Source organism: Aeromicrobium sp. CFBP 8757 (assembly GCF_014841755.1).
Classification (GTDB): Bacteria; Actinomycetota; Actinomycetes; order Propionibacteriales; family Nocardioidaceae; genus Aeromicrobium.
This window is the reverse complement of sequence record NZ_JACYUM010000001.1, coordinates 229,991-255,603: the sequence shown is the minus strand read 5'-3', so window position 1 is coordinate 255,603 and position 25,613 is coordinate 229,991. Positions and strand designations below refer to the sequence as shown.

The window sequence follows — 25,613 nt, the reverse complement described above, 5'->3', positions numbered from 1 at the left end:
TGACGTGGGACATACAATAGTGGCATGCAACGCCATAAAGGAAGAGGTCGACGCAGAATGTAAGATTCGCTCTGCCATGACTGCCTCCCACGCGCGCACCGTCGGTCGACCGGCGGCCACCGACCACGCAGCGATCGAGCACGCGGCGTTCCGACTGTTCGAGGCCCAAGGGTTCGACGAGACGACGATGGACCAGATCGCGAGCGCGGTCGGCGTGGGCAAGCGGACCCTCTTCCGGTACTTCCCCTCCAAGAACGACATCGCCTGGGGCCAGTTCGACGCCTCGCTGGAGCACTTCCGGCGGCAGTTCGAGTCCGTGCCAGAAGGAACCTCGCTGGCGGAGGCTGTGCACGGGTGCGTGGTCGCGTTCAACACCTTCGACGACTCCGCGTTGGACCAGCACCGACTTCGCATGCGGCTGATCCTGCGGACGCCCGCCCTGCAGGCCCACTCGGCGATCAAGTACGCGGCCTGGCGCGAGGTCATCGCCGGATACGTCGCGCGACGACTGTGCCTGGAGGTCGACGACCACCTGCCACGGCTCATCGGACATGTCAGCCTGGCGGTCTCCGTCGCGACCTACGAGCAGTGGCTAGACGATCCGAGCAGCTGTCTGCCGACGCTGCTCGACGAGCAGCTCGACGGACTCAGGGCCTACCTCGGCCACGGCCCCGCCGCTTGACCGTCGTTCGCACCTGCACCCCGGCCCCCCGCCGCACCCGACGCCTTGACAGCCGTCAACTGAAGACCCATTCTGGGACGACCAGTTTGTAGAGAGTCATTCACATTCGAGCGGGGTGCACCAGTCCATGAGGATGTCGAGCCTGGCCGCCGGTCCCGCGGAGTCTCCACGACCGTGGCGCGTCCCGGTGGTCGAAGCCTTCCACGACGTCGCCGTCCTGGCCACGGGTCAGGTCCCCGTCGCCGAGCTGCTGAGACTCATCGGCCGGCGGATGTGCGAGCTGCTGGCCCTTCATCGTTGCTCGGTCTACCTCCGTCGTGAGGACGGCACGTTCCAGGGACAGGTCGGTTTCTGCGCCGCCGGCGAGGTCATCGACGGCCGAGTCAGTCGTCTCGTATCCGGCACTGCCGCAGACCAGTTCACCGCCGAGATCCTCCGATCGATGTCGCCGGTGGTGCTGCAGGACGACCCCCGCGACCCCCGCCTGCTTCGTCGGGTGATGCGCATCTGGGGGGTGCGCGACATGTTGGGCATCCCCTTGGTCGTCGCCGACGACGTCATCGGCATCGTCTACGTCGACAACCAAGGACACCATCGGACGTACACCCGGCAGGACATCCAGGTCGCCCAGGCCTTCGCCGGGCTGGTGGCACCGATCGTGCACCTGGCCTCGCAGCTCGCGCGACGCACCGCGCACGGGGACGCGGTCGAGGGTCGACTCGTTGTGCTGAGCCGCTCCGACGCCGTCCGGTCGGCGATCGACGACGCCGCGGCCGGCGTCGGCTCCGACGCCGCCACCCTCGTCCGAGTCCTGGGCTCCTCGCTCGACCGCCCCGCCGCGCATTACGACGCCGACCTGCGGCGCGTCGAGTACGACGCCCCGCACACCGGACCGGCCCACCCGAGTGCGGGGGCCTGCCGCGGCCCGCTCGCCACCTGGCCCCGCGCCGTGACCCGACGACTCGATGCCGGCGAGCCGTTCGTGATCACCCCGGCCGGGCCCGCGTGGCCGCACCGCACCATGGTCGTCCCACTCCTCACCCGCGGCGAACGACTCGGGTATGTGCAGGTCTGCGAGACCGGGAGGCCGTTCGACCGGGTCGACGTGAGTGCTCTGACCCACGCCTCGGCGACCATCGGCCTCGCGTCACTGCTCGACCGTCGTGCCGCCCTCGGCGCAGCAGCACGCCTCGACGACCTCATGACGGAGATCTCCCGGCCACACCCCGACCCGAGACGCCTCTGCGCGGTCGCCGACCGAGCCGCGCTCGACCCGGACAGACGGCACGGCATCGTCTACCTCGACCGCACCGCCGCCGGACACCCGACGGATGGCTCGGATGGCGTGTCGCCCGCAGAGCGACTCGAGGCGCTCCGCTCGATCCTGTCGACGCACACCGGCAACCTGCGGTCGCTCGTGGTCGTGGCGTCGACGAGCCTCGGTCCGGCGGACGTCATCCTGTTCTCGGTCGCCTGCACCGGCGCCGACACCGCCACGACGCAGGACGCACTGATCCGATCCGTCAGCGGCGCACTGCCGACGTTGGCGGCGATGCTGGACGTCCGGTTCGTGGTGGTGTCCGCCCCACAGCCGGACCTCGTCGACCTGCCGGGAGCCGTCGAGGACGCCCGGCACCTCGTCGAGGCCGTCGTCGCCGCCGGCATGCCGCCGCAGGTGCTCGACCTCGAGGGCGGCGCCGTGCTACGCCTCGCCCATCGGCGAGGCGCGTTGGGTGATGCGATCGAGCACGCCCGTCGCGTCCTGCGGCCATTGACCGACTACGACGCGGCGCACGGCGGAGCACTGGTGCGCACGCTCGATGCCTATCTCGACGCGGGCATGAGCCGACGCTCCGCCGCCACGGCGCTCGGGGTCCACGAGAACACGGTCGGCTACCGGTTGGGGCGCATCCGTGACCTGTCGACGGTCGACCCCGACGATCTCGACGACCTCATCCGAGCGCGGACCGCCCTCCAGCTGCTCGCGGCATCCCCGAACCCCATCTGAACCATCCACCACGACAAAGGACACCATGCCCACGAACCTGTTCGCGCCCTTCGACCTCGGACCCCACGTCCTCAAGAACCGCATCGTCATGGCTCCCATGACCCGTGCCCGACGGCCCGACACCGTCGCCGACGGGACGACCGCCGAGTACTACCGGCAGCGCGCCGGCGCCGGCCTGATCATCACCGAGGGCACCTGCGTCTCGCCTGAGGCGCAGGGATACGCCTTCGTCCCGGGGATCTGGAACGACGAGCAGGTCCGCGGCTGGGCCGGCGTGACCCGAGCGGTCCACGAGGCCGACGGCGTCATCTTCGTCCAGCTGTGGCACGTCGGACGCGTGTCTCACTCATCCCTGCAGCCTGATGGCGGCGCGCCGGTCAGCTCGACCGACCGCTCGCCGCGAGGCGAGGGCACGATGGCCTTCGTCGTCGGCGCCGACGGCACGCCCGAGTTCGCCGCCACGACCCCGCCGCGCGCGTTGCAGACCGACGAGCTGGCTCGCGTCGTCGCCGACTTCGGGCAGGCCGCTGCCAATGCCGCAGCCGCGGGCTTCGACGGCGTCGAGATCCACGGCGCCAACGGCTACCTGTTCGAGCAGTTCCTCAACCCCGGCCTCAACGACCGCGAGGACCACTACGGGGGGACCATCGAGAACCGCGCCCGCCTGGTGCTCGAGGTCGTCGACGCCGCACTGGCGGCGATGGGCGACGGCCGCGTCGGCGTCCGCTTCTCGCCGTACGGAGAAGTGTTCGACAACCCGCCCTACGACGAGACGCGGGAGACCTACCTGCATCTCGCCGCCGAGCTCGCGCAGCGTCCCCTGGCCTACGTGCACCTGGGCGACCAGGCCAGCGGCGGCATCCCGTTCTCCGCGGAGTTCCTTCACGACTTCCGCACGACGCTGGGCAAGCCCGTCATCCTGGCCGGAGGCGTCACCCGTGACCTCGCCGCCGACTACGTCGACCGCGGTCTGATCGACCTGGCCGCCTTCGGACGTCCCTATATCGCCAACCCCGACCTCGCAGAGCGACTCGCGCAGGGTGTCGAGCTCGCCGACCCCGATCCCGCCACGTTCTACGGCGGCGGGCCGGAGGGGTACACCGACTACCCGGCCGTCGACGTCAGCGTCTGACCCCGGGCCGCCGCCGAGCCGCGGACCGGCTGGCGGCGCACCTCCTCCTAGGCGAGGTGCGCTGCCAGCGACGGCGAGGCCCGAACCGTCTCGGCCGCCTCCTCGAGCAACAGGTCGACGGCCGGGCCCAGGCTGTCGAAACCGCCGCCGAGGGTCTGGCCGGACTCGTGCCGCACCCTGATCTGCTCGAGGAGCACCGCCAGCTTGAACCTGCTGAACACCACGTACCAGTCGAGCTCGACCGACGGCATGCCCCTGCGTTCGAGATAGATGGCCACGGCCTCGTCGGCGGACGGGAACCCGGGCGCGGCCATCAGGCCCCGGGTGATCGGGTTGAACGGTCGGTCCGGGCTGTCCCAGAACATCAGAAGGGTCGCCAGGTCGGCCAGCGGATCTCCCAAGGTCGCCATTTCCCAGTCGAGCACGGCCGCGACGCGTGTCGGTGCACTGGGATCGACGATGACGTTGTCGAGACGGTAGTCGCCGTGCACGATCGTCGCCTCGGACGTCCGCGGCATGCTGCTGCGCAGGACGGTGCCGAGCTCCCGCACGTGGCTCAGCGGGCGTCGGCGCACGTCGTCCATCTGCCGGACCCACCGGTCGACCTGACGCCCGAGATAGCCCTCGGGACGTCCTAGGTCGCCCAGCCCCACCGAGCCGGCATCGACGTCGTGCAGGTCGGCCAGCACCCGGACCAGATCGGTTCCCAGCGCGCGACGCTGCGGCTCGGTCAGGTCCCGCACGTCGTCGAGATCACGGATGACCCGACCCGTCACCTCCTCCATCAGGTAGAAGGGGGCTCCGAGCACGGTGGCGTCCGCGCACTCCACGATCATGGGCGGGACAGGCACGGCACTTCGCGCCAGCCCCGTCATCACGGTGAACTCCCGTCCGACGTCGTGTGCACCAGCCGTGACGTCGCCCAAGGGCGGACGTCGCAGGATCCACCGCGAACGACCGTCGGACACCCGGCACGTGATGTTGGACTTGCCGCCCCCGACGAGAGCCACCGACAGCGGGCCGGCGAGATCGACCCCGCGGGCCCGCAGATACGCGGCCAGCGCCTGCGGGTCGACGGCTCGGCGGATGTCGACGTCGACGTCGTTCATCCTCGCGCCCCCAGTCCTCGCCCGGCCCGTTGCTCGGCCCGTGCCACGGTCCGAAGGTGCACCTCGTCGGGTCCGTCGAAGATCCTCATGGCCCGGTGCCAGCCGTACATCGTCGCGAGTGGCACGTCGTCGCTGACGCCGGCACCGCCGAACACCTGGATCGCGCGGTCGATGACGCGGGCTGCGACGCCCGGGACGATCGCCTTGACCTGGGCCACCTCCGTGGCCGCCGCCCGGTTGCCCCGGAGATCGATGAGCCGGGCCGTCCGCAGGCACATCAGGCGAGCCTGGTCGATCTCGAGACGCGACAGGGCGATCTCGCGCTGGACCATGCCCTGCTCACCGAGCGGACGTCCGAACGCGATGCGCCCGTTGGCCCGGTCGACCATGAGGTCGAGAGCCCGCTCGGCGGCGCCCAGCGCACGCATGCAGTGATGGATGCGGCCCGGGCCCAACCGTGCCTGCGCTGCCGCGAAGCCGCCTCCCTCCTCCCCCAGGAGGTGGGAGACCGGCACCCGCACGTCGTCGAGCCGGATCTCGCAGTGACCGTGCTGGTCGTGACGACCGAACACGGGAACGTCGCGCACGACTGTCAGGCCCGGGGTCCCGATCGGCACCAGCACCATCGACTGCTGGCGGTGCCGTTCGGCGGCCGGATCGGTCTTGCCCATCACGATGACGACCGCGCAGCGCGGGTCGGCAGCGCCGCTGGTCCACCACTTCCGGCCGTTGACGACGTAGTCGTCGCCGTCGCGCACGATGCGCGTCTCGATGTTCGAGGCGTCGCTGCTGGCCACCTCGGGCTCGGTCATGGCGAACGCCGAGCGGATCGTCCCGTCCAGCAGCGGGCCCAACCAGCGTACTTTCTGCTCCTCGGTCCCGAACAGGTGCAGGAGCTCCATGTTGCCGGTGTCAGGGGCCTGGCCGTTGGTCGCGGCCGGCGCCAGGTCGAGGCTCCACCCCGTGATCTCCGCGAGCGAGGCGTAGTCGAGCTGCCCGATGCCCGACTCGCTCGGCAGGAACAGGTTCCACAGTCCCCTGGTCCGCGCCTCGGCCATGAGCCGCAGCACGACCGGCGGGACCGAGTGGTCATCGGGGCCGACGCTCCGCCGGTGCTCGGCCAGCTCGCCCTCCGCCGGGAGCACCGAGGTCGTCATGAAGTCCAGCAGCTCGTGCCGCAGCGCCAGACCGCGCTCCGAAGGCCTGAGATCGAGCTCGGCCCCACCTGTCGGATTCATGGGGTCTCCTGGAGAGGCTGCGCGCCGTCGGGGATGGGTGAGACACCGCGGCTCATCCACGGGACGAGCTCGTCGAGATGGTCCGACACGCGGTCACTGAATGCGGGCGAACGCTTGCGCAGGAAGGCCTCGATCCCTTCTTGGGCGTCGGCGCTGATGCCCCGCCGGTTGAGGGCCAGCGTCTCCGCGTGGTGCGCCGCCAGCGGGTGAGGGGCCGAGCTCATGTCCCACAGGAGACGGCGGACGAACGCGACCGACATCGCCGACGTGTCGTCGGTCATCTGATGCGCCAAGGCATCCGCGGCAGTCAGCAAGTCATCAGGTGCGTGCACCGCCGAGACGAGGCCTGCCGCCAGCGCCTCCTCCGCACGGAAGACCCGTCCGCTCGTCATCCATTCCAGTGCCGTCGGCATCGACACGACCCGTGGCAGGAACCACGACGAGCACGACTCGGGCACGATGCCACGGCGTGCAAAGACGAAGCCGAACTTCGCTCCCGGCACCGTGAGGCGGACGTCGGCGGCGAGCACCATGGTCGCTCCCACGCCCACGGCATGGCCGTTGATCGCGGCGATGATGGGCTTGCGGGACGCGAACATGCGCAGCACCACGCGCCCGCCGCCGTCGCGCCGCATCATCATCGGGTCACCTGGCCAGCGGAACTGCGTACCCTCCGGAGCGTCGGGACTCTCGCGCCACAGGTCGAAGGAGTCGGCTGCACCCGACAGGTCCATCCCGGCGCAGAATGCCCTGCCCTGACCCGTCAGGACTATCGCGCGAACGGCGTCGTCCTGATCGCACCGGTCGAGGCAGTCGATGATCTGCTGCTCCATGACGTCAGTGAACGCATTGAGCTGGTCGGGGCGCGCCAGCTCGATCGTGGCGACGCCCTGCTCCACGCGCAGCTCGACCTGGCGACCCGCCGTCACGTCCGTCATCGGCGTCGGAACGCCGCAGGGCGCTTGCCGAGGAAGGCCGCTGTCGCCTCGGACTGGTCGTCCGTCATGGCGGTGAACACCTGCTGCCGGTTCTCGTACTCGACCGAGGCATCGAAGGAGGGCGTCTCCAGTGCCGTCCACATGCCCTGCTTGGTCATCTCGACCGACAGCGGCGCATTGGCGAGGATCAGTCGGGCCGTGGCCAACGCCGACTCGATCAGCTCGGCCGACGGCACGATGCGGGCCACCAGACCCCCGGCCAGCGCCTCGTCAGGACCGAAGCGGCGTCCCGTGAGCATCAGCTCGTGCGCTCGTCCCGCGCCCATGATCCGCGGCAGGAGCCACGAGACGCCCAGGTCGCAGGCCGAATAGCCGGCCGTGATGAACGAGACCGCGAACACCGCGGACTCGGCGGCCACCCGCACGTCGCTGGCGCATACGAGGGCCAGGCCGGCACCCGCAGCCGGCCCGTTGACAGCCGCGATGACCGGCTGCGGCAGGTCCCGCAGCCGTTGCGACAACCCGGCGATCTCGACCTGTCGGGTCATGGTGCGACCGACGCGCCCCTCGACCTCGATCCGGTCGTCGTCGCCGAAGCCGTTGAGGTCGAGGCCGGCACAGAACGCACGTCCGGCGCCGGTGAGGATGACGACCCGCACCGACCGGTCCGCGGCGATGCGGTCGAGCGCCTCGGCGAGCTGCTCGGTCACGTCGACCGTGAGGGCGTTGAGCGCCCCCGGACGATCGAGCGTCACCAGGGCGACTCCCTCTTCGGGTGTCTCGACGGTCACGTGTCGGGTCATGGCTTCCTCTTTCCGGTCGCGACCACGATCTGTCAGCGGCCACGGCACTGCAACCCACCGTCCGACCCGCTTTGTGCATCTCCACAAACGATCGGTCGACCCTGGTTCCACGTCTGGCCCCGCGCGTCTAGATTCGCCGGCGTGACCGATCTCCCCCCGTCCGAGCTCCTCGCGATCGTCGATGCGTTCATCGACGACGCCCGCCACCTCGAGGCCGATCCCCGGGCCTATCTCGCCGCCCGTTTCGATGCCGGCCTGGCATGGGTCCACCATCGGGTCGGGACCGGTGGCCTGGCTGCGCCCCGCCGTCTCCAGGGGGCTGTCGACGAGGCGTTCCGCGTCGCCGGAACTCCTGACAACTCCTACCGCGAGCCCGATGTGGGGCTGGGCATGGCGGCACCCACCATCGAGACGTACTGCGAGCCGGGGCTGGCCGCGCGTCTGCTCCGCCCGCTCTACACAGGGCAGGAACGATGGTGCCAGCTCTTCAGCGAACCGGGTGCCGGATCCGACCTCGCCGCCGTCTCCACGAAGGCCGCGCGTCGCGACGGAGGGTGGGTCGTCGACGGGCAGAAGGTGTGGACGTCCAACGCCCATCATGCCCGGTGGGGCATCCTCCTGGCGCGCAGCGACGCAGGGGTTCCCAAGCACCAGGGGCTGAGCTTCTTCGTGTGCGACATGACCGATCCGGGTGTGACGGTGCGACCGCTGCGCCTGCTGACCGGGGACGCGGAGTTCAACGAGGTGTTCCTGGAGCAGGTCGCCATCCCCGACGAGCACCTGGTCGGGGCCGCCGGCGATGGATGGCGTGTCGCGCAGACCACCCTCGGCAACGAGCGGGTCGCGATCGGCGCGACCGGGGGCTCGACGCCCCATCCGGCCTCTCAGATCGCGGAGCGCTGGCGAGACGAGGCCACGGTCCGCACTCCCGACCTGCATGCGCGCCTGATGCGGTTGTGGGTCGAGGCCGAGGTGTACGGCTGGCGGTCGATGCAGGCTGCCCAGTCCCGCGCCGAGGACGACTCCCCCGGCCCCGCCGGAAGCGGCATGAAGCTGAGCTTCGCGCGGCTCTCCCAGGCCACGACGAGCCTCGAGGTGGAGATGGGCGCGGCGGACGGCGTCGCCTACGACGACTGGTCGATGCGGCTGACCGAGCACGCGGATTTCACCGGCCGCAACCCCGCCTACCGGTACCTGCGCGCCAGAGGCAACTCGATCGAGGGCGGCACGTCCGAGATCCTGCTCAACATCATCGCCGAGCGCGTGCTCGGCCTACCGCCCGAGCCACGTACCGACAAGCACCTCCCGTTCAACCAGGTGGCCCGATGACTGTCCTCGACCTGACCGTCCGCCAGCACGAACGGGACTACGCCGTGATCGTCGAGGGATGGCTGGCGCGCCATCACGGTGCTGCCGCCGAGCACTCCGTGCTGGATCCGCAGGAGTCCGCGGCGCTCTGGAGCAGGGCTGACTCGGATCTGGGCATCGCGGGTCTGCTGGTGGCCGAGGAGCTCGGCGGTCACGGCGCAGGACTGCGCGAGGCCGCCGTGGTGGCGCGTGCGCTGGGGGCCCTTCCGGCACCGATCCCCTTCGTCCATCGAGCTGTCGTCGCCACGCCACTGCTGGCGGCGTTCGCCTCCGACGACGTCGGCCGGGCCGCAGCGACGGCGCACACACGTCCTGCGCTCGTCGTCCCGCAGACCCTGGCGCTGGGATCCGACCCCTTCGCCGAGATCGAGCTGGATCAGGCAGGAGAGCTGTCGGGGACGGTGCGCGCCGTCGCGGCGGTGCTCGACGCCACCCATCTCGTCGTCCCCGCCCGCACGGCCATGGGCAGCGCCATCGTCCTGGTCGCGGCCGACTCGTCCGCCGTGACCATCACGATGGAGCAGTCGCTCGACCTCAGCCGCCCGGTGGCGACCGTCGAGCTCGATGGGGCCTCCGGGGCGTTGCTCGCCGCGGGAGACGCAGCGGAGCGAGAGCTGAGGCGAGCTGTGCTGCGCGGCATCGCGATGATCGGCTCCGAACAGGCTGGCATCGCTCGAGCCTGCCTGACATCGGCTGTCTCGTACACCGCGACACGGCACCAGTTCGGGCGACCCATCGGGTCGTTCCAGGCACTCAAGCACCGGATGGCCGAGATGTGGCTCGTCACGACCTCGGCCGAGGCCGCGGCCATGGCCGCAGCCGATGCGCTCGCGACGGACGACCCGCAGGCCGAGGCGACGGTCCTCGCCGCTGCGGTGCACATCGGGGACGCCGCTGTCCTGGCCGCAGAGGAGTCGCTCCAGCTGCGAGGAGGCATCGGCATGACCTGGGAGGACACCTCTCATGTCATGCTCAAGCGCGCCAAGGTCGACCAGGTCGCGCTCGGCAGCCCCGGACAGTACCTCCTGCGGCTCGCCGAGCTGACTGGACTCCCCCCGGCACAGCCCGCTCCGTGACGATCATGCCGGCATCGACAGGCAGAAACGTGTCGGTCCCGGCTCGGGATCCACCCGAGCCGGGACCGACCGCAGGGTCAGAGAATCGCGCCCGCGTCGACGGGCAGGGGCACACCGGTGACGTAACGTGCCTCGTCCGAAGCGAGCCACAGCACTGCGTTGGAGATGTCGATGGCCTCGATCCACGGGATGGGCATCTTGTTGTAGCCCGACGCCGCCTCGACCATGTCCTCCTGCTTCGGATCGGCCAGATCGGGCCGGAACAGCCGGTAGGTGGACTCGTTGCGGATCATGTCCGTGTCGACGGTCGTGGGGTGGATGCTGTTGACCCGGATGGACTCGGGCGCGAGCTCCACCGCCAAACTGCGCATGATGCCGACCACGCCGTGCTTGGCCGCGATGTAGTGACCCAGGTTGGCGGCTGCGTGCAGACCCATCGACGAGCTGGTCAAGATGATGGACCCGCCACGACCGCCCGCACGGATGTGCGGGATGGCGGCCTTGTACGTGCGCCACACTCCGGTGAGGTTGATGTCGAGCATGCTCGTCCATGCCTCCTCGGGGATGTCCTCGGACTTCGACGGCAGACCGGTGATCCCGGCATTGGCCGACACGATGTCGAGCCGCCCGAGCTCCGCGACGCCCTCGTCGACGACCGACTTGACCTGATCGAAGTCACGCACGTCCGCCTGACGGGCGAAGATCCGCTGGCCCGTCTTCTCGACCAGGCGGACGGTCTCCTCGAGGTCTTCCTCGGTCGACCCGCTCGCCGGCTGGAACGGCTGCTCCGTGAGCGCGTCGAGGACGATGATGTCGGCGCCCTCCTCAGCGAGTCGAACCGCGTGGGAGCGACCCTGCCCGCGCGCTCCGCCGGTGATGAGTGCGACCTTGCCCTGAACTCTTCCCATGGTGCTGTCCTTCGTCGTGTCGATGGTGTGGTGTGGTGTGGTGCATGCCGTCCCGGGGCCCGGGCGGCGGACGTCAGATGCTGTAGACCTCGTACACGACGCCCGGCTTGGTGAGCCGGCCGCGTCCGACGAACTGGGTCGTGTTGACCCAGCTGTAGCGGGGGTCGCCGGTCTCGAGCTTCACGGCGATGCCCAGGTACGCCTGGTCGAAGTCGGTGCCAGGCCCTGCAGGGTCGAGGATCGCGGCGAGCGCCGCCTCGTTGGTCTCCATGTAACCCTCGTAACGCACGTAGATGACGGCGTCGTCGTCGGTCCGGATCTGCGTGCGCACGTCGATGCGCCCGAAACCGTCGGGGACGATCAACACCCAGTCGGCGCTCGGGCCGAAGATGGAGCCGTTGATGCGCGTGCCGCTGACGGTGCCGGCGACGACCTCGCCGATCGCCCGCTGTCCCGAGGCGGTCGGCTCGCCCGCGTAGTGGGTCTCGCCGCGGGTCAGGTCGAGGGTGAACTCGTGCTGCGGGCTGAGGGTCCAGTCGGATGTCATGTGGTGTTCCGTTCTTGGTGTCGGGGAGGTCAGGTCGGGTTCAGGTCGGGGTCAGGCGTAGACCGGTGCGATGTCCATGAAGATCTGGTAGCGGGTGATGAGACCCTCGCCGTCGAGCTCGAACACATTGGTGCAGGGCAGAGTCAGCACCTGACCGTCCAACCGCGTGTAGGTGACCTCGAGCTCGGTCAGGATCACCGAGCCGAGCCGCACGGCGTGCACGATGGCGTGTGAAATGGCTGTGATCGAGCTGTGGAACGCCTGCGATCCGGCCAGCATCTCCGCGTGGCCGGAGACTGCGTCCGCATTTCCGAAACGCATGGACGCCTCGGGGGCCATCCGCGCGATCAGTGCCTCGCTGTCGCCGACGTCGACGAGCGCGAAGAGGTCCTTGACCCAAGCGGTCGCGTCCTGTGCTTCGATGGTGGTGGTCATGTGTTCTCCTGGTGGTGGGACGAGTCGAGACTGGTGTGGTGCATGCCGTCAGTCGAAGATGACGACGCCGCGGATGTTCTGGCCCGAGTTCATGTCGGCGTAGCCCTGCGAGACCTCGTCGAGCGTGTAGGTCTTGGTGATCAGCTCGTCGAGCTTGAGCCGGCCCTCGCGATACATCCGGATCTGGCGAGGGATGTCGACGCGTGCGTTGCCCGCCCCGTACATCGAGCCCTGGATGCGCTTCTGGAAGAACGTCAGCTCCATCCCGCTGATCGGCAGACTGGTGATCGACGGCGGGACCATCCCGGTCAGCACCAGGGTGCCGGCCTTGCGGATCGCCGAGAAGCCGTCGGCGACGTCCTGGCCCTGCACGACGCCGATCGTCAGGATCGTGGAGTCGGCACCTTGACCGTTGGTCAGCGATCGCGCGAAGTCGGCCGCCTCGGGGATCGTGGCGAACGCGTGCGTGGCACCGAGAGTCAGGGCCGATTCGCGCTTGAACGCGATGGGGTCGACCGCGATGATCGTCGACGCGCCGGCGTGGGAGGCGCCCTGGATCGCGTTCATGCCGATGCCCCCGGCACCGGCGACGATGACGACGTCACCGGGGGCGACCTCGGCGGAGTTGACCGCCGAGCCCCAGCCCGTGCCGACCGCGCAGCCGAGGAGGCAGACCTTGTCCAGCGGGAGGTCCTTGTCGACCTTGATCGCCGAGTCGACCGAGACGACGGTGTGCTCGGCGAACGTGCCGAGCCCGGCTGCCTGCCCGACGGGCGTGCCGTCGGGCAGCTGCACGCGGAAGTCCGTCGGGTCGTCGAGACGGCTTCCCACCATCGTCAGGGCACCGAGGTCGCACAGGCTCGACTGGCCCTGGGAGCACCAGCGGCACTTGCCGCACGCGGGCAGGAACGCGAAGATCACGTGGTCGCCGACGTCCCAGCCGGGTGTGTGGGGACCGACCTCGAGGACGACACCCGCACCCTCGTGGCCGCCGATGAACGGCAGGTGACCGGGCGACAGGTCACCCGATCGCATGTGATCGTCGGTGTGGCACAGCCCGGTGGCGACCATCTTGATCAGGAGCTCGCCCTGGCGCGGGTCGTCGAGCTCGACGGTGGTGACTTCGTACGTGCCGGGTGATTCGCGCAGGAGCGCGGCGCGGGTCTGCATGGTGGTGCCTGTCTGTTCGGTGGGGACGGAAGAGGGAGATCAGCTGAGGCCGGGGCCGGACTGCACCGGCGTCGAGACATGGGCGGGGTAGGAGTCGAGCAGGATCGACTTGGTCTCGAGGTAGCCCGAGACGCCCTCGATGCCACCCTCACGCCCGATGCCCGACTGCTTGAAGCCGCCGAAGCCCATCCAGGGATCGAGACGGAAGGCGTTGTGCGACACCGCACCCGTGCGCAGCTGGCGGGCCACCGAGTAGGCGCGCTCGACGTCTCCAGTGAACACCGCGCCGCTGAGGCCGAAGTCGGTGTCGTTGGCGATGCGGACCGCATCGGCCTCGTCCTCGGCTGCGATGACACTGGTCACCGGGCCGAAGATCTCCTCTCGCGCGATGACGTGATCGTTGCTGACGCCGGCGAACAGGGTCGGCTCGATGAAGTAGCCACGGTCGAGGCCAGCCGGGCGGTGACCGCCAGTCACCAGGCGGGCACCCTCAGCGACCCCCTGCGCGATGTAGCCCTCGACCCTGGTGCGTTGCGCCTCCGAGGCCAGCGGGCCCATCATCGTCGCCGGGTCGAACGGGTCACCCACCGTCGTGGCCGCGAACCGGGCGGCCAGCGCGTCGACGAGGGCGTCGTGCCGGTTCTTCGTGACGATCACGCGGGTCAGCGATCCGCAGACCTGGCCCGTGATGAAGGACGCCTGGAACGCGAGGGCGTCGGCGGCCGCATCGATGTCGTAGTCGTCGAGCACGATCGCGGGCGACTTGCCGCCGAGCTCGAGGGTCGCCCGCCCGAGCCGTCCACCGAGGATCGATCCGATCTTGCGACCGGCTGCGGTCGATCCCGTGAACGAGATCTTGTCGACGCCACGGTGCCGTACCAGCAGCTCGGAGACCTCCCGGTCGGCAGTGATCACGTTGAACACGCCGGGCGGCAGGCCGATGGAGTCGGCGATCTCGGCGAGCACATAGCCTGCGGCGGGCGCCTCGGGCGAGGCCTTGATGATGATCGTGCAGCCGGTCAGCAGAGCGGGAGCGGCCTTCCAGACCATCATCATCGCCGGACCGTTCCACGGCACGATCGCCCCGACGACACCGACGGGCTCGCGCACGACGAGTCCGGCGGCGGCGGAGTTGGGCCCGGGGTTGCGGGACGTCTCGAAGGGGTAGGTGGTGGCCAGGCTCGCGTGGAACCGCAGCACCTCGGCGAGCTCGGCCGCTCCATACTGCGTGACGGGCAGGATCGCGCCGGTCTCGTAGGTCCAGAGAGTCGAGATCTGCTCGACGCGACGCTCGAGCTCGTCAGCGAAGGCCGTGAGATAGCCCGCCCGCTGGACGTGCGTCATGCGGGGCCAGGGTCCGTGATCGAAGGCCTGGCGCGCCGCTGCGACAGCTCGGTCGAGGTCGGCTTCCTGGGCCTCTGCCACCGTGGCGAACACCTCCTCGGTCGCCCCGCTGTGAAGGGCGAAGGTCGAGTCCGTCGACGGAGCGACCCACTCGCCTCCGATGTAGAACTTGTCGGAGTTGTTCAAGGTCACGGAGGGCTCGATCGTCGTGCTCACAGCAGGTCTCCCAAAGGCGTTCGATGAAGAAATGTAGAAGTAGGTTTACATTCACATATCGCCCGGCGAGTGTCAAGGGTCACACGACACGGGTGTCGTTCGCGGGAGCGTCCGGGGCTGGGCACGCCGAGAACCCCCGACCCGCGCGGGGTCGGGGGTGATCGGCACGGACCCGAGCGAGACGAGTCAGAAGCGCATCAGGTCGCCGGAGAGCCCTCCAGCAGGGTCCGCAGATCGCGCTTGAGCAGCTTGCCCGACGAGTTCGTCGGCATCGTGTCGACGAAGTGGACGCGCCGTGGCCACTTGTACTTCGCGAGCACACCGTCGAGGGACCCGATCAGCTCGGCCTCCGTGGCCGACGCGCCCGGACGGAGCTCGACGAACGCCACGGGCTGCTCGCCCCGATCCGCGTCGGGCACGCCGACGACCGCTGCCAGCGACACCGCCGGATGGGTCGACAGGACCTCTTCGATCTCGAGCGGGTTGATGTTCGCCCCTCCGGCGATGATGAGGTCGGAGATCCGGTCACTGAGGAACAGGTAGCCGTCCTCGTCGAGGTGCCCCACGTCACCGGAGCGGTAGTAGCCCTGCGCATCGACCTTGTCCGGGCCCAGCGGCTCCTGGCCGAGGTAACCTCGCACGATCATGGGCGTGCGGATCAGCACCTCGCCACTGGTGCCCGGTGGGACGGCGTCGCCGGCCTCGTCGACGATGCGGATGTCCACGTGCCGGAAGGGCCGGCCCACGGTGCCGGGCTTGGCCCTGTTCTCGTCCAAAGACGCCCCGGCGATCATGCCGGTCTCGATGGCCCCGTAGCTCTCGTAGACATCGGCCTGCAGAGTCGTCGCCGCGCGTTCCTTCAGCGCATTGCCCACCGGTGCTCCGCCGACCTGGATGAACCGCAGCGAGGACAGGTCGTGCTGCCGCAGGAGCTCGACGGGTTGCGCGAGAGCGCGGGTCAGCATGGTCGGCACGCACGTCCAGTGCGTGATGCGGTGCCGCTCCACCAGGCTCGGCAGCTCGACCGGATCGAACTTGCGCTGCAGCACGACCTGTCCCCCGCTGGCCAGGGCCGACCGGGTGTATGCAGGCCCGATGCCGTGGTGCAGCGGCAGGCTGACCAGGGAGACGGTGCCCGGTCCGCCCACGGCTCCTTCGAACGCCACCGAGTGCGCGTACTCGGCCAGCTGCGCCGGACCGAAGCCAGCATCGCGCCGGTCGGACAGCAGGACGCCCTTGGGGGCACCCGTCGTGCCCGACGAGTACAGGATCATGGGTGCCAGGTCGGAGGCGGCCCGCACCGCGGCAGGGTTCTTGTCGATCAGCGCGTCGAACGACACGGGCAGCACCGGCCGGTCCGAGAGGTGGACGACGGCACGCAGGGCCAGGGGCCCGATCGCCTGCACCAAGGGGGCGGGATCGTCGTCGTCCAGGATCAGCGCGACCGTCCCGCTGTCGCGCAGGATCGGCAAGACCTCCCGTGGCGTGAAGCGGTAGTTCAGGCCCACCAGGGTGCCGCCGATCTTGGCGATGGCCAGGCTGGTGACCAGCCACTCCAGCCGGGTGTGCATGCGCACCGCGACGCGGTCGCCGTTGCCCAGCCCGAGGCCTGCGAGCCCCTCCGCCAATCGGGCGGCCCGGTCGTCCCACTGCTCGTAGCTGAGCGACCGGTCACCGTCCCAGGCTGCGATCGCGCTGGGGTCGTCCGGCGTGAACGGCGCACTGGACATGTCAGGTGATGCCATGAGACTTCCTTCTGTGGGTGTGGAGCTGGTCAGCTCAGGCCGCCGGGCTGGCCACCGCTGACGGTGACCACCTGGCCGGTGACGAAGTTGGAGAGGGGCGAGGCGAGCCAGAACGTCGCGTCGGCGGCGTCACGGATCGTGCCCGTCGTGCCGAACAGCGTGCCGGTGGGCCGTGCCTCGTAGATGCTCTCGGGATCGAAGTCCTCAGCCAGGCCGCCCCTCGCCTCCAGCACCTTGTCGGCGATGCCGAGCACGACCTCGTTGCCCCCGCTGCGAATGGTGTTGTTGGCCGAGCGCGGCGCCCCGAAACGGGTCGCGATCGGCCCGAACGACACGGCGTTGACGTTGACGTGGAAGCGTCCCCACTCGATCGCCAGCGACTTGGTGAACGACTCGAGCGCGCCCTTGCCGGCTGCGTAGTTGGCGCCGCCTGCCAGGCCGAAGCTCGCCGCGATCGCCGAGACGTTGACGACCTTGCGATGCCTGACCGGCGAGCCGTCCTCGGACTCGACCGGCAGCTGCCGCAGGAACGGAGCCGCCGCGCGCACCAGACGGAACGGCGCCACGGCATGGATGTCGAGCATCGCCTGGAACTGGTCGTCCGACATCTTGTGGATCACGGCGTCCCAGAAGTATCCGGCGGCGTTCACGACGATGTCGACGGAGCCGAACGCGTCGGCGGCGTGGGCGACCAGGCGGTCCGGGACGGCCGGGTCGACCAGGTCCCCACCGAAGTAGGTGGCATGGTCGCCGAGGCCCGCCGCGACCTCCTTGACGAGTGTCTCGTCGAGGTCTGCCAGGACGACGCGCGCCCCGTTGGCGGCCAGGGTCTCGGCAGTCGCCCGTCCGATCCCCTGCGCCGCGCCCGTCACGATCGCGACCTGCCCCTCGAGCAGTGTGGTCCTGATGCTCGGTTCGATCAGCATGTCGTCACCTTCCTTTCCACTGTGGTGTGCGCTTCTCGGCGAATGCCGCAAGCCCCTCGTGCCGGTCGGCCGAGTCGATGGCCTGCCGAGCCAGCTCCTTCTGGTGGACGAAGGCCTCGGCCTGCGTCCAGTCGCGTGCCCTTGTCACGATCTGTTTGGTCGCCGCCAGTGCCGTCGGACCGTTGACGAGCAGTTGCTCGGCCCAGTGCACGGCCTCGGCCAGGGCTTGCCCCGGCTCGACCACCCGATTCACCAGACCGTGCCGATGCATCGCCTCGGCCCCCTGCGGCTCGCCCGTCAGCACCATCTCCATCGCCAGGTGATACGGGATGCGGGTCGGCAGCCGGAACAGCGCGCCTCCCTGGGCCACCAGGTTGTGCCGCACCTCGGGAACGGCGAACTGGGCCGCCGACGAGGCCACGATGAGATCGCAGCACAGGCATGCCTCGAGACCGCCGGCGACGGCGAACCCCTCGACGGCGGCGATCAACGGCTTGTCGGGCGGGCGCTGGAAGATGCCGAAGTCGCCGCGAGGAGTGCCCTTGATGACACCGTCGCTCGCTCGGATCGCCTTGAGGTCGCCTCCGGTCGAGAAGTTGCCGCCCGCGCCCGTCAACACCCCGACGAACAGGTCGTCCTGCTCGTCCAGCAGGTCCAGGGCCGCGCACAGGAGGTCGGCGGTCTCGTCGTCGCTGCAGTTCATGACCTCAGGGCGGTTCATCGTGATCACCAGGACGTGCCCGCGCTGCTCGGTGAGGACCTTCGGGGGAATGCTCATGCCTGGCTCGTTTCGGGTGAGTGGTGACGTCGACGGATCGGGAACGACACGGTGATGTTCAGGAACGGAGGACATGGACGTAGCAGACGGCGCCGACCCCGACCATGTGCGCCAGGCCCGTGCTGGCCCCGGCGTGCTGACGGGCACCAGCTTCGCCTCTCAGCTGCCGGACGATCTCGACGATCTGACCGATGCCCGTCGGTCCACCGGGGTGGCCCATCGCGATGAGCCCGCCCGAGGCGCTGATCGCCGTGCGCCCACCGATGTCGAACTCGCCGTCGACCACGCGCGACAGGTACGTGCCCGGGGCGCACAGCCCTGCGGCCTCTGCGTACAGCGCCTCCTCGACCGTGAAGGCCTCGTGGAACTCGACCACGTCGAGATCCGCGGTCGCGGTCTGGGCCTCGCGCATCGCACGGTTGATCGTCTCGGCCGACATCACGGTGTCGGGATCGATGCTCTGCGCGGCCCGCTCGCTGCTCGCGGCCGACGACGCGATCCGGACCGCGCGACCGGCGTCGAGCCCCAGGTCGCGGATGGCGTCCTCGGAGACGATCACGACGGCCGCCGCCCCCTCGCCCACCGAGGTGGCCTGCAAAGGCGTGACCGAGCCGGCCAGGCGGGGCCCGCCGAGCACCTCGTCCAGGGTGCGGGTCTTCTGACGCTGGGCGAACGGGTTGAGTGCACCGTTGGCATGGTTCTTGACCGCGACGTGGGCGAAGTCGTCGGGTGCCACGCCGAACCGGTCGGCGTACTGCTGGGCCAGGAGCGCGAAGTGTGTCCACGGCACGACGGCGTCGTCGGCCAGCGACGGGACGCCCGTCTCGGACCGTCTCATCCGCGCCGCGTCGGGCTTGTCGACACCGACCACCAGGGCGACGTCGCTGATGCCGCTGGCGACCTCGATCGCCGCGAGGCGCACCGCCGCCGATCCCGTCGCCGACGCGTTCTCGACGTGCACGAACGGGCCCCCGAGGGCACCGAGGTGCCGGAGCATGGGCCGGCCGGGCGCCGCGCCGAGCAGGGCGCTGCCCACGTAGGTGGACTCGACCTGCTCCCACGCGACGCCCGCATCGACCAGGGCGGCTCGGATGGCCGTCAGCCCGAGCGTCACGTAGGGGGCGTCGGTGACCCGCTGATAGGGGTGCATCCCGATGCCCACGACGTGGACCGGACGGAGGTCACCGATCAGGCGAGCCATCACCGGCCTTCCGTCGCGAGGTCGTCGTCGGCCACCAGCACCCGGAGCCGAGGGGCGTCGTGGTCGGCGCCGGCGTCGGTCACCAGCGTGGTGACGACGGTCGCGCCCGTTCTCAGGAGAGCTTCCGACGAGGGATCGGCCAGCGCCTTGACCGCGACCCCGTCCTCGGTCATGAACGCGACGACGGTGAAGGGCGGCGGGAGCAAGGGGTCCGGGTGACGCTCGACCTCGGCGTAGGAGATGACGCGTCCACGACCGGTGAGGGCCTGCGGCACGAGATCGATGCTGCCGCACTGCTCGCAGCCGTGCCCCTGCATGGGGAAGAACGTGTAGCCGCACGCCGTGCACCGGCCGCCCAGAAGTGCCGGTTGGCGCGGGGCAGCAGTCGTGCCCTCGACGCTGAACAGCGCTTCGACAGCGTGTGAAGCTGATGTCGGCTCGTGCACCGGGACCTCCTCGTGGGGTGATTGACGGACGTGCCATGCGACAGGCACCATATGTGAATGTATCTTTACATTTCGGCGCTTCCAGCACAACCCTCGCGGGCCGGTGCTTCGCCGATGCCTCGAGCCGTCCCGGCCGATGGGCTAGGATGCGACAGCATGACCGTGCCCACTGTGAATCCCCCGGTTGCGAGGCAGGCTCGCAGCCGCAAGACCCATGGTCGAATCTTCGAGGCCGGCACCGAGCTCCTCCTCGAGGGAGGTATCGAGTCGCTGACCGTGGCAGACGTCGCGAAGCGCGCCGGCGTGTCGATCGGGAGTGTCTACCGCCGGTTCGGCAACAAGGACCTCCTGCTCGTCGCCATCCAGCGAGAGCACGTCTCGGGATACGCCACCTCGTACGATGCTCGCGTCGCAGCCGCAGACCTGGCCACGTGCACCGACCCTGCGCTGGTCGTGCGCACGGCGCTCACGTGCCTGGTCAACGGACCCCGCAACGACAGGCGGCTCCTGCGCGTCTTCATCCTGCTCGGCACGCAGAACGAAGCCGTCCGAGAGATCGGCGAGGAGTCGACCCGGGCCTGCGGTGACGTGTTCCACCGAGCCCTGCAGCCCATCCGGCACCGCATCAGGCACCACGACGTCGATGCGGCGATCGAGTTTGCCTACCGACTCATCAACGCCACCTGGTCGCACCGGGTCGTTCACGGAGACATGCAGTCGCACGGGCCCCTGCCGTGGCGCGACATGATCGACGAGCTCAGCCGGGCCGTCACGATGTACCTCCTCGGCGAGCTGCCCGACGACTCTCCCACCCACTGACAGCTGAACGCCGCAGCTCGTGGGGGTGCCGTCGGGCACCGCTCTCAGCGCCCGAGGAAGCCGGCGTCGACCGGCAGGACGATCCCGGTGACGTACCGCGCCTCGTCCGAGCTGAGCCACACGATCGCGTTGGAGACGTCGACCGACTGGATCACCTGCACGGGCAGGGCGTTCTGCATGTTGCCGCCCATGTCCGGCGTCTCCTCGAGGAACTTGCGCAGGTAGTCGTTGTTGATCATGGGCGTGTCGACCCCCGTCGGCATCACGACATTGACCCGGATCATCTCGTCGGCCAGCTCGTTCGCGAGGTTGCGCATGAGGCCGACAAGACCGTGCTTCGCCGCCACGTACGCGCCGACACCGACCAGACCCTTCTGACCCCCCGTGGAGCTCGTGAGGACGATCGAGCCGCCGTTCCCGCCCTCGATCATGTGAGGGACCGCGGCCTTGATCGTCTTCCAGACACCCGTCAGGTTGATGGCGATGGCGTCCTCCCACGCTTCGTCCGAGATGAGCCAGGTCCTGTCGGACAGGGTGCCGACGCCGGCGTTGGCTGAGACGATGTCGAGCCGCCCGAACCGGTCGACTCCCTGCTGCACGAGGTCTGTGACGGCTGCGGTGTCGCGGACGTCCGCCTCCGTCGCGAGGATGCGACCGCCGATCGCCTCGACCTGCGCGACCGTCTCGGCGAGGTCCTCGGGCGTCGCCAAGGGGTAGGGGACAGTGTCGAGCTGACGGCACACGTCGAAGGCGATGATGGCCGCGCCCTCCTCGGCGAGGCGGATCGCGTGGGATCGTCCTTGACCGCGTGCAGCGCCTGAGATCAGCGCGACCTTGTTCTCGAGTCTTCCCGGCATGGTGGTGTCCTCCTGTGTGAGTGGCCCGGTGAGGCCTGGAAAAGTTCAGTCAGCGGTGACGGGCGCTGGACCCGAGTCGTTCTTGCGACGGCGCAACGCCTGGCGCAGCACGGCGATCCGTGCGCCCCAGAGGGACAGGCCCACCGCTGCGATGAGGGCGAGCCCGTTGAACAGGTCGGTCACCCACGTCGGCGCTCCCCCGAGCTGGAGACCCTTGACGCCGGTCGCCAGCAGGAAGATCGCCAGCAGGGTGCCCCAGACGTTGAACCGTCCGAGCTTGATCTGGGTGGTGCCCAGGAAGGCGGCTGCGAAGGCGGGGAGGAGATAGGCGGGTCCGAGGTCGGGGGTCGCAGTGGCCAGCTTGGAGGCGAGCAGAATGCCCGCGACCGAGCACAGCAGCGACGAGGCCATCAGGGCGCCGAACGTGATGCGCTTGGTGCGGACGCCGGCGAGTCGAGCCGCTTCGGGCCCCGCACCGGTCGCCGCGACGCGTCGACCGAGCGGAGTGTGCTCGAGCACGTACCAGACGATCGCGGCGATCACGAGCATGTAGAGCGCCACCACCGGCACGCCGAACACCTCGCTGCTGGTCAGGCTGGTGAGCGACTCGGGGACGCCCGTGATGATCTGGTCGCCCGAGATGGCGCGCATCGGAGCGATGAGCACCGAGCTCATGCCCAGCGTCGCGATGAAGCTGTCGATACCCACGATGACGACCAGGAAGGCGTTGACGGCGCCGATCAGCAGCCCGACTGCGAGGGTGACGATGATGGCCGGCACGACCGGCATGCCCTGGCGGCCGGTGAGGTCGGCCACGATGATCGCCGACAAGGCGACGACCGAGCCGATCGACAGGTCGAACACACCTGCGGCCAGGGGCAGCAGCACCCCGATCGCGATGATCGCGGTGATCGCCTGCTCGTTCGCGATGGTCCTGACCGTCACGCTCGTCAGGAACGTGTCGGGCACCCAGAGCGCGAACAGCAGGATCAGTGCGCCCCAGATGTAGACCCCGGTGTAGCGAGCGAGGACGGGGACACCGGATCGCTTCGTGGACCCGGCCGCGGAGGTGCCGGCACGTGGCGCGGACTCGCTCTCGGGGGCCTGCTTCTCGTTGATGACGGACATGTCATGACTCCTTGTCTGGCGCGGGGGCCGCTGACGCGGCGAGGGTGAGCTCACTGATGGCCGTGACGCTCAGCTGGTCGCGGTGCACCTCGGCGACGACGCGACCATCACGCATGATCAGGACACGGTCGCTGATGGCGGCGAGCTCCTCGTAGTCCGTCGAGGCGATCACGGTCGACGCGCCGACGCGGGCGCTCCGGGCGAGGAGCTCGTAGATCGAGGCCTTCGCGCCGACGTCGACGCCCTGCGTCGGTTCGTCGAGCAGCATCACCAGGGGCTCGCACCGCATCCACCGAGCGAGGACCACCTTCTGCTGGTTGCCGCCGCTGAGCGTCGACAGCGTCGCCTCGGCGTCGTGCGGCACGACGCCGAGGCGATCGAGCCAGACGCCGACCTCCCGACGCTCGGCCCGGGCGCTCAGCCATCGGCCGAGTCCGAAGGGGATACGAGGCAGGGTGACGTTCTCGCGCAGGCTGAACGACGGCGTCGCGCCGCGCTTTGCCCGGTCGGCCGGGATCAGCGCCATGCCTGCCGCGATGGCATCGTGAGGGGTGAGCCCGTCGTGCCGCACGCCGTCGACGACCACGTGACCGCTGGTCACCGGCTTCGCGCCGAACAACAAGTAGGGCAGCTCCTCGCGACCGGATCCGTCGATGCCGGCGATCCCGACGATCTCGCCGCGGTGGACGTCGAAGCTCACGTCGCGCACGACGTCACCGCTGAGACCGTTCACCGACAGGACGACGTCGTCGCGCGGTGCCGGGGGGTCGGGGTAGAACTGCTCCAGCGGACGACCCACGATGAGCGCGACGAGCTCGTCGTGACTGATCGAAGCGGTGTCGACCGTGTCGACGAGCAGCCCGTCGCGCAGGACCGTGACGCGGTCGGCGATCTGGAAGACCTCGTCCAACCGGTGCGACACGTAGAGCACCGTGCCCCCCATCGTCCTGATCCGCCTGACGAGCTCGAAGACCAGAGCGACCTCGTCGGCGGGCAGGGCAGCGGTCACCTCGTCGAGGACGAGCACACGCGCCGCTTGCACGCCGTCGCGCAGGGCTCGTGCGACCGCGACCATCGTGCGCTCGGCCGGACCCAGGTCTCGCACCATCGCACCGGCATCGATCTCGATCCCCAGGCCGTCGAGGAGCGTCTGCGCCCTGCGCCTCTCGCGCCCGTCACTGAGCCACCGACGATCCTGGTCGCTCGCCCCGAGGGTGAGATTCTCCGAGACCGTCAGGTCGTCGATGACGCCCAGGTCCTGGTGGACGAACCGCAGTCCGGCCGCAGCCGCCGAGGACGCCGAGCCCAGGCGCAGCGACTCTCCGTAGACCTGCGCGTCCGGCTCACCCTGCGGCTGGTGGAACCCGGCCAGGAGCTTAATCAGTGTCGACTTGCCGCACCCGTTCTGCCCGAGCAGGGCGTGGACCTCGCCCTCACGCAACGACAGGTCGACGCCGTCCAAGGCCTTGGTCGCACCGAACACCTTGGTGACGGAGCGGAGCTCGAGTGCGGTCGCGGCGAGCGCGACCGCACTCGTGCCCTGGGTCATGAAGCGGCGCTCCAGGCACCCGTGAACGTCTTGGCCAGATCCGGGACGGTCCACAGGTTCTCCAGGTCGGCCGAGTCGATGTTGCTCTCGTCGAAGACCTGCACCTTGCTGTCCGGATCGAGCAGCTCGGCCGGCGCGCTTCCCGATCCGGCGAAGCGGGCGGCGACGTCCATCATCCGCCAGACGCCGGTCAGGCTCTCCAAGGTGACGGCGGCAGCCTGCGTGCCGTCCTTGATGGCCTTCAGATCGGTCGGCTGCGCCCAGGACGTCCCGACCTTCGCCGAGAGCCCCGCCGCCTTGATGGCCGGCCCGACGCCAAGCACGAAGGCCGACTGCGTCGACAGCACGTAGGTGATGTCGGGGTTCTTCTGCAGGTAGCTGACGACCTGTCCGGGGATCTGCTTGCCCACCTGGGTGACCTGCACCTTCAGTCCCTCGATCTCGCACGAGGGACACAGCTTCTCCACCCGCGCCTTGGCACCCTCGAAGGCGGCGACGTGCAGCGGGTAGGCGCCGTCGTAGAGCACCACGGCCTTGGCCTTGCCGTTGGAGTCGGCGATCGCCCAGTCGGTCAGCGTCGCCGTGCCGGCGGCCCACACCTTGCTGGCGTTGACCGTGGCGTCGACGCCCTGGTCACCGACGTTGAGCGGCGTGGAAGCGAGGATCACGTTGATGCCCTCCTCGTCCGCCTGCTCCATCTGCGGCTTGATGACCTCGTCGGGCACGAGGCTGTACGAGATGATCGACTGCGGCTTGTCGGACAGCGCCTGGGTCCAGGCCGCCGAGACCGCCTCGGGGGTGAGGTCCGATCGAGTGATCGTCAGATCCCAGTCAAGGGCCTTGGCGGCCTCCTCGTAGGTCGGCTCGGCGCTCAGGCACTCCGGGAGCTTGCACGAGATGACCGTGACCTTGACGCCGGCCGGCACCTTGGCGGTGAGGGCCGGCAACGTCAGTGCCGTCGGGTCCTGGCGGTAGCCCTCGACCAGCTTCTTGGCCTCGGCGACCCCGGCGGAGCTCGCCTCGGACCCCGCGTCGGACGCGCCGTCCGAGGAGTCGTCACTACCTCCGCATGCGGCCAGAACCATCGACGCCGCGGCGAGGCCGATCAAGGCCTTCGTCCGCCGGACTACGAGCTTTGCCATGTTGTCTCCTTGATGAGTCACGTCGCGTCCCGAGCCGAGACCTGAGTG

24 protein-coding genes are annotated in these 25,613 nt (G+C 69.5%); 6 read left to right on the top strand and 18 right to left on the bottom strand.

The genetic code is table 11. The annotated features are described in order from the left end of the window. The first annotated feature begins 76 nt into the window (after positions 1 to 76). From mftR to IFT73_RS01205, 3 genes are all read left to right on the top strand, one after another. Positions 77 to 682: a mycofactocin system transcriptional regulator gene (gene mftR, locus IFT73_RS01215; RefSeq protein WP_192165961.1), complete on the top strand. Its 606-nt coding sequence runs from the start codon at positions 77 to 79 to the stop codon at positions 680 to 682. Positions 683 to 869: 187 nt separating this feature from the next. Beyond that, positions 870 to 2,690, top strand: a complete 1,821-nt coding sequence (locus IFT73_RS01210) for a GAF domain-containing protein (protein ID WP_192165959.1) — start codon at positions 870 to 872, stop codon at positions 2,688 to 2,690. A gap of 25 nt (positions 2,691 to 2,715) precedes the next feature. After that, positions 2,716 to 3,822, top strand: coding sequence for an alkene reductase (locus tag IFT73_RS01205; RefSeq protein ID WP_192165957.1), 1,107 nt, complete (start codon positions 2,716 to 2,718; stop codon positions 3,820 to 3,822). A 47-nt stretch (positions 3,823 to 3,869) separates the two neighbouring features. Here IFT73_RS01205 and IFT73_RS01200 read toward each other — a convergent pair whose 3' ends face one another. The 4 genes from IFT73_RS01200 to IFT73_RS01185 are packed head-to-tail and all read right to left on the bottom strand — an operon-like array spanning position 3,870 to position 7,910. After that, positions 3,870 to 4,931 carry a phosphotransferase family protein gene (locus IFT73_RS01200; RefSeq protein ID WP_192165955.1) on the bottom strand — a complete coding sequence of 354 codons (1,062 nt, stop codon included), beginning with the start codon at positions 4,929 to 4,931 and terminating at the stop codon, positions 3,870 to 3,872. After that, positions 4,928 to 6,169, bottom strand: coding sequence for an acyl-CoA dehydrogenase family protein (locus tag IFT73_RS01195; protein WP_192165953.1), 1,242 nt, complete (start codon positions 6,167 to 6,169; stop codon positions 4,928 to 4,930). The genes IFT73_RS01200 and IFT73_RS01195 overlap by 4 nt, the downstream gene beginning before the upstream one ends. Next, a complete protein-coding gene (locus IFT73_RS01190; protein ID WP_192165951.1) occupies positions 6,166 to 7,107 on the bottom strand; it encodes an enoyl-CoA hydratase-related protein in 942 nt (313 codons plus the stop codon). Before IFT73_RS01190 ends, IFT73_RS01195 begins: the two co-directional genes overlap by 4 nt. After that, entirely contained in the window at positions 7,104 to 7,910 is an 807-nt protein-coding gene (locus tag IFT73_RS01185; RefSeq protein ID WP_192165949.1) for an enoyl-CoA hydratase/isomerase family protein, read from the bottom strand. The genes IFT73_RS01190 and IFT73_RS01185 overlap by 4 nt, the downstream gene beginning before the upstream one ends. On the opposite strand from IFT73_RS01185, the gene IFT73_RS01180 reads away from it, so the two are divergent. Continuing rightward, a complete protein-coding gene (locus IFT73_RS01180; protein ID WP_371811124.1) occupies positions 7,899 to 9,239 on the top strand; it encodes an acyl-CoA dehydrogenase family protein in 1,341 nt (446 codons plus the stop codon). The two genes, IFT73_RS01185 and IFT73_RS01180, sit on opposite strands and share 12 nt — an antisense overlap. Beyond that, the gene (locus tag IFT73_RS01175; RefSeq protein WP_192165947.1) at positions 9,236 to 10,354 is read left to right on the top strand and encodes an acyl-CoA dehydrogenase family protein; all 1,119 of its coding nucleotides are present in this window, start codon (positions 9,236 to 9,238) and stop codon (positions 10,352 to 10,354) included. The genes IFT73_RS01180 and IFT73_RS01175 overlap by 4 nt, the downstream gene beginning before the upstream one ends. A gap of 77 nt (positions 10,355 to 10,431) precedes the next feature. Here IFT73_RS01175 and IFT73_RS01170 read toward each other — a convergent pair whose 3' ends face one another. From IFT73_RS01170 to IFT73_RS01125, 10 genes are all read right to left on the bottom strand, one after another. Then, positions 10,432 to 11,262 carry a mycofactocin-coupled SDR family oxidoreductase gene (locus IFT73_RS01170; RefSeq protein ID WP_192165945.1) on the bottom strand — a complete coding sequence of 277 codons (831 nt, stop codon included), beginning with the start codon at positions 11,260 to 11,262 and terminating at the stop codon, positions 10,432 to 10,434. Between the two features lie 73 nt (positions 11,263 to 11,335). After that, positions 11,336 to 11,809 (bottom strand): DUF3237 domain-containing protein, encoded by a 474-nt coding sequence (locus IFT73_RS01165; RefSeq protein WP_192165943.1) that lies wholly within the window; start codon positions 11,807 to 11,809, stop codon positions 11,336 to 11,338. A 51-nt stretch (positions 11,810 to 11,860) separates the two neighbouring features. Then, complete coding sequence (locus tag IFT73_RS01160) at positions 11,861 to 12,244, bottom strand: nuclear transport factor 2 family protein (RefSeq protein WP_192165941.1); 384 nt, start codon at positions 12,242 to 12,244, stop codon at positions 11,861 to 11,863. Between the two features lie 48 nt (positions 12,245 to 12,292). Beyond that, positions 12,293 to 13,414, bottom strand: coding sequence for an NDMA-dependent alcohol dehydrogenase (locus tag IFT73_RS01155; protein ID WP_192165939.1), 1,122 nt, complete (start codon positions 13,412 to 13,414; stop codon positions 12,293 to 12,295). A gap of 39 nt (positions 13,415 to 13,453) precedes the next feature. Then, positions 13,454 to 14,974, bottom strand: coding sequence for an aldehyde dehydrogenase (locus IFT73_RS01150; RefSeq protein WP_371811123.1), 1,521 nt, complete (start codon positions 14,972 to 14,974; stop codon positions 13,454 to 13,456). Positions 14,975 to 15,171: 197 nt separating this feature from the next. Beyond that, positions 15,172 to 16,719: a class I adenylate-forming enzyme family protein gene (locus IFT73_RS01145; RefSeq protein ID WP_192165937.1), complete on the bottom strand. Its 1,548-nt coding sequence runs from the start codon at positions 16,717 to 16,719 to the stop codon at positions 15,172 to 15,174. A gap of 29 nt (positions 16,720 to 16,748) precedes the next feature. Continuing rightward, positions 16,749 to 17,645 (bottom strand): SDR family NAD(P)-dependent oxidoreductase, encoded by an 897-nt coding sequence (locus tag IFT73_RS01140; protein ID WP_192165935.1) that lies wholly within the window; start codon positions 17,643 to 17,645, stop codon positions 16,749 to 16,751. Positions 17,646 to 17,649: 4 nt separating this feature from the next. Then, entirely contained in the window at positions 17,650 to 18,423 is a 774-nt protein-coding gene (locus tag IFT73_RS01135) for a crotonase/enoyl-CoA hydratase family protein (RefSeq protein ID WP_197983456.1), read from the bottom strand. A gap of 58 nt (positions 18,424 to 18,481) precedes the next feature. Continuing rightward, entirely contained in the window at positions 18,482 to 19,624 is a 1,143-nt protein-coding gene (locus IFT73_RS01130; RefSeq protein ID WP_192165934.1) for a thiolase family protein, read from the bottom strand. Next, positions 19,624 to 20,070, bottom strand: coding sequence for a zinc ribbon domain-containing protein (locus IFT73_RS01125; protein WP_192165932.1), 447 nt, complete (start codon positions 20,068 to 20,070; stop codon positions 19,624 to 19,626). Before IFT73_RS01125 ends, IFT73_RS01130 begins: the two co-directional genes overlap by 1 nt. Before the next feature lie 156 nt (positions 20,071 to 20,226). Here IFT73_RS01125 and IFT73_RS01120 point away from each other — a divergent pair, with 156 nt between their 5' ends. Further along, positions 20,227 to 20,889, top strand: coding sequence for a TetR/AcrR family transcriptional regulator (locus IFT73_RS01120; RefSeq protein WP_206759087.1), 663 nt, complete (start codon positions 20,227 to 20,229; stop codon positions 20,887 to 20,889). Between the two features lie 44 nt (positions 20,890 to 20,933). Here IFT73_RS01120 and IFT73_RS01115 read toward each other — a convergent pair whose 3' ends face one another. The 4 genes from IFT73_RS01115 to IFT73_RS01100 are packed head-to-tail and all read right to left on the bottom strand — an operon-like array spanning position 20,934 to position 25,565. Beyond that, positions 20,934 to 21,746 (bottom strand): mycofactocin-coupled SDR family oxidoreductase, encoded by an 813-nt coding sequence (locus IFT73_RS01115; RefSeq protein ID WP_192165928.1) that lies wholly within the window; start codon positions 21,744 to 21,746, stop codon positions 20,934 to 20,936. 45 nt (positions 21,747 to 21,791) lie between these two features. Continuing rightward, complete coding sequence (locus IFT73_RS01110) at positions 21,792 to 22,874, bottom strand: ABC transporter permease (RefSeq protein WP_192165926.1); 1,083 nt, start codon at positions 22,872 to 22,874, stop codon at positions 21,792 to 21,794. Between the two features lies 1 nt (position 22,875). After that, positions 22,876 to 24,423, bottom strand: coding sequence for a sugar ABC transporter ATP-binding protein (locus IFT73_RS01105; RefSeq protein ID WP_192165924.1), 1,548 nt, complete (start codon positions 24,421 to 24,423; stop codon positions 22,876 to 22,878). Beyond that, positions 24,420 to 25,565, bottom strand: coding sequence for a substrate-binding domain-containing protein (locus IFT73_RS01100; RefSeq protein ID WP_192165922.1), 1,146 nt, complete (start codon positions 25,563 to 25,565; stop codon positions 24,420 to 24,422). Before IFT73_RS01100 ends, IFT73_RS01105 begins: the two co-directional genes overlap by 4 nt. Positions 25,566 to 25,613: the final 48 nt, after the last annotated feature.

What these genes read in the sequence shown, in the direction of transcription:
- mftR (WP_192165961.1), top strand. Translation starts at nt 77, where the DNA reads ATGACTGCCTCCCACGCGCGCACCGTCGGTCGACCGGCGGCCACCGAC.
- IFT73_RS01205 (WP_192165957.1), top strand. Translation starts at nt 2,716, where the DNA reads ATGCCCACGAACCTGTTCGCGCCCTTCGACCTCGGACCCCACGTCCTC.
- IFT73_RS01200 (WP_192165955.1), bottom strand. Translation starts at nt 4,931, where the DNA reads ATGAACGACGTCGACGTCGACATCCGCCGAGCCGTCGACCCGCAGGCG.
- IFT73_RS01195 (WP_192165953.1), bottom strand. Translation starts at nt 6,169, where the DNA reads ATGAATCCGACAGGTGGGGCCGAGCTCGATCTCAGGCCTTCGGAGCGC.
- IFT73_RS01190 (WP_192165951.1), bottom strand. Translation starts at nt 7,107, where the DNA reads ATGACGGACGTGACGGCGGGTCGCCAGGTCGAGCTGCGCGTGGAGCAG.
- IFT73_RS01185 (WP_192165949.1), bottom strand. Translation starts at nt 7,910, where the DNA reads ATGACCCGACACGTGACCGTCGAGACACCCGAAGAGGGAGTCGCCCTG.
- IFT73_RS01175 (WP_192165947.1), top strand. Translation starts at nt 9,236, where the DNA reads ATGACTGTCCTCGACCTGACCGTCCGCCAGCACGAACGGGACTACGCC.
- IFT73_RS01170 (WP_192165945.1), bottom strand. Translation starts at nt 11,262, where the DNA reads ATGGGAAGAGTTCAGGGCAAGGTCGCACTCATCACCGGCGGAGCGCGC.
- IFT73_RS01165 (WP_192165943.1), bottom strand. Translation starts at nt 11,809, where the DNA reads ATGACATCCGACTGGACCCTCAGCCCGCAGCACGAGTTCACCCTCGAC.
- IFT73_RS01160 (WP_192165941.1), bottom strand. Translation starts at nt 12,244, where the DNA reads ATGACCACCACCATCGAAGCACAGGACGCGACCGCTTGGGTCAAGGAC.
- IFT73_RS01155 (WP_192165939.1), bottom strand. Translation starts at nt 13,414, where the DNA reads ATGCAGACCCGCGCCGCGCTCCTGCGCGAATCACCCGGCACGTACGAA.
- IFT73_RS01145 (WP_192165937.1), bottom strand. Translation starts at nt 16,719, where the DNA reads ATGGCATCACCTGACATGTCCAGTGCGCCGTTCACGCCGGACGACCCC.
- IFT73_RS01140 (WP_192165935.1), bottom strand. Translation starts at nt 17,645, where the DNA reads ATGCTGATCGAACCGAGCATCAGGACCACACTGCTCGAGGGGCAGGTC.
- IFT73_RS01135 (WP_197983456.1), bottom strand. Translation starts at nt 18,423, where the DNA reads ATGAGCATTCCCCCGAAGGTCCTCACCGAGCAGCGCGGGCACGTCCTG.
- IFT73_RS01130 (WP_192165934.1), bottom strand. Translation starts at nt 19,624, where the DNA reads ATGGCTCGCCTGATCGGTGACCTCCGTCCGGTCCACGTCGTGGGCATC.
- IFT73_RS01120 (WP_206759087.1), top strand. Translation starts at nt 20,227, where the DNA reads ATGACCGTGCCCACTGTGAATCCCCCGGTTGCGAGGCAGGCTCGCAGC.
- IFT73_RS01115 (WP_192165928.1), bottom strand. Translation starts at nt 21,746, where the DNA reads ATGCCGGGAAGACTCGAGAACAAGGTCGCGCTGATCTCAGGCGCTGCA.
- IFT73_RS01110 (WP_192165926.1), bottom strand. Translation starts at nt 22,874, where the DNA reads ATGTCCGTCATCAACGAGAAGCAGGCCCCCGAGAGCGAGTCCGCGCCA.
- IFT73_RS01105 (WP_192165924.1), bottom strand. Translation starts at nt 24,423, where the DNA reads ATGACCCAGGGCACGAGTGCGGTCGCGCTCGCCGCGACCGCACTCGAG.
- IFT73_RS01100 (WP_192165922.1), bottom strand. Translation starts at nt 25,565, where the DNA reads ATGGCAAAGCTCGTAGTCCGGCGGACGAAGGCCTTGATCGGCCTCGCC.